We start from the raw sequence: 1441 nt of genomic DNA, 5'->3' as shown, positions 1-1441 counted from the left end.
GTGAGTCATGAGTGGGTCTCTTCTGGCAGGTGGGTGGTGTAGGAACTTCCATCCTGCGGGGCGGGGCCCACTCGTCTCATCTCAGCCGGCGCCTCGTGGCAAGAACCTCATGACCCACAACATCTAGGCGGGGGCGGAGCCGGTCTCGGCTCCGCCCCGGGCGAAGGCCCGCGGAACCGGCGGGCGTCCAGGGGGCGACGGCGGCCCTCGGCGGGCGTCCAGGCACCGCTCGTAGAATGGGCCGGTGCGCATTCTCTACTACGGGCTGCTCCGCGTGGCCCTTTTCTTCGTCCTCTGGTGGGTCGGCCTGCAGCTCGGCCTCGGCATGGTCATGGCCACCCTGGCCGCCGCGATCCTGACGTTCGCCGTCAGCTACCTGTTCCTCGGCCGCCTGCGTCGGGGCGCCACCCAGGACCTGTCCGCCGCGTGGGAGGGCCGCCCCGGCCGCCGCGGCCGCACCGAGGCCGCCGACGCCGAGGCCGAGGACGCCTACACGCAGGGCCGCTTCCGCGAGTGAGCCCCGGGGCCCGCGGTGCGGGCGCTCAGAGCAGGACGCCGAGGGTGAAGGTCAGCGCGTAGACGATCCCGATCACGCCGGTCGCGCGCAGCACCGGGATCAGTGCCCGGCGGTCCTGGGCGCGCAGCACGGTGCGGACGGGCCGGATCGCCAGCAGGCCGCCGAGCGGCACCAGCAGCAGCCACGGGTGCACGGCCACCCAGAACAGCGGCAGCAGCAGGGCGACGGCGAGCATGACGCCGTAGGAGGCCCGCGCGGGGCCGTCGCCGAGGCGGGCCGCCAGGGTCATCTTGCCCACGGCCCGGTCCGTGGGGATGTCCCGGATGTTGTTGGCCATCAGCAGGGCCGTGGAGATGAGGCCGCAGCCGATCGCGCCGGCCCACGCCAGGCCGCTGACCTGGCCGGCCTGCGTGTAGGTGGTGCCGAGCACGGCCACCAGGCCGAAGAACACGAACACGAACACCTCGCCCAGGCCCAGGTAGCCGTAGGGCTTCTTGCCGCCCGTGTAGTACCAGGCGGCCACCACGCAGGCGACGCCGACCAGCAGGAACCACCAGTGCCCCGAGAGCAGGATGAGCCCCAGGCCGGCCAGCCCGGCGAGACCGAAGGACGCGAAGGCCGCCTGCTTCACCTGGGCCGCGGGCACGAGCCCGGAGACGGTGAGCCGGAAGGGGCCGACGCGCTCGTCGTCGGTGCCGCGGATCCCGTCCGAGTAGTCGTTGGCGTAGTTCACGCCCACCTGCAGGGCGAGCGAGACCACGAGGGCCAGCAGGGCCGCGCCGAGGTGGAAGCGGCCGAGCTCCGCGGCGGCGGCCGAACCGACGATCACGGGGGCGATCGCCATGGGCAGCGTGCGCAGGCGCGCGGCGGCGACCCACTGGGAGAGCGTGGCGGCCATGGGCGGGGGTTCCTCCTGGGGAGCGG

At 73.6% G+C, this 1441-nt stretch carries 2 protein-coding genes; one reads left to right on the top strand and one right to left on the bottom strand.

Annotated features, from left to right (window positions below):
- Positions 1-244: 244 nt before the first annotated feature.
- Entirely contained in the window at positions 245-517 is a 273-nt protein-coding gene (locus J1M40_RS09420; protein ID WP_113913822.1) for a DUF4229 domain-containing protein, read from the top strand.
- Positions 518-542: 25 nt separating this feature from the next.
- Here J1M40_RS09420 and J1M40_RS09415 read toward each other — a convergent pair whose 3' ends face one another.
- Entirely contained in the window at positions 543-1415 is an 873-nt protein-coding gene (locus J1M40_RS09415) for a 1,4-dihydroxy-2-naphthoate polyprenyltransferase (RefSeq protein WP_122054558.1), read from the bottom strand.
- Positions 1416-1441 lie beyond the last annotated feature (26 nt).

This window comes from Micrococcus sp. KRD026, from assembly GCF_017168445.1.
In the GTDB taxonomy this organism is placed as follows: Bacteria; Actinomycetota; Actinomycetes; order Actinomycetales; family Micrococcaceae; genus Micrococcus; species Micrococcus luteus.
Note: the sequence above shows the minus strand (reverse complement) of the source record. Positions and strands in the feature narration are given on the sequence as shown.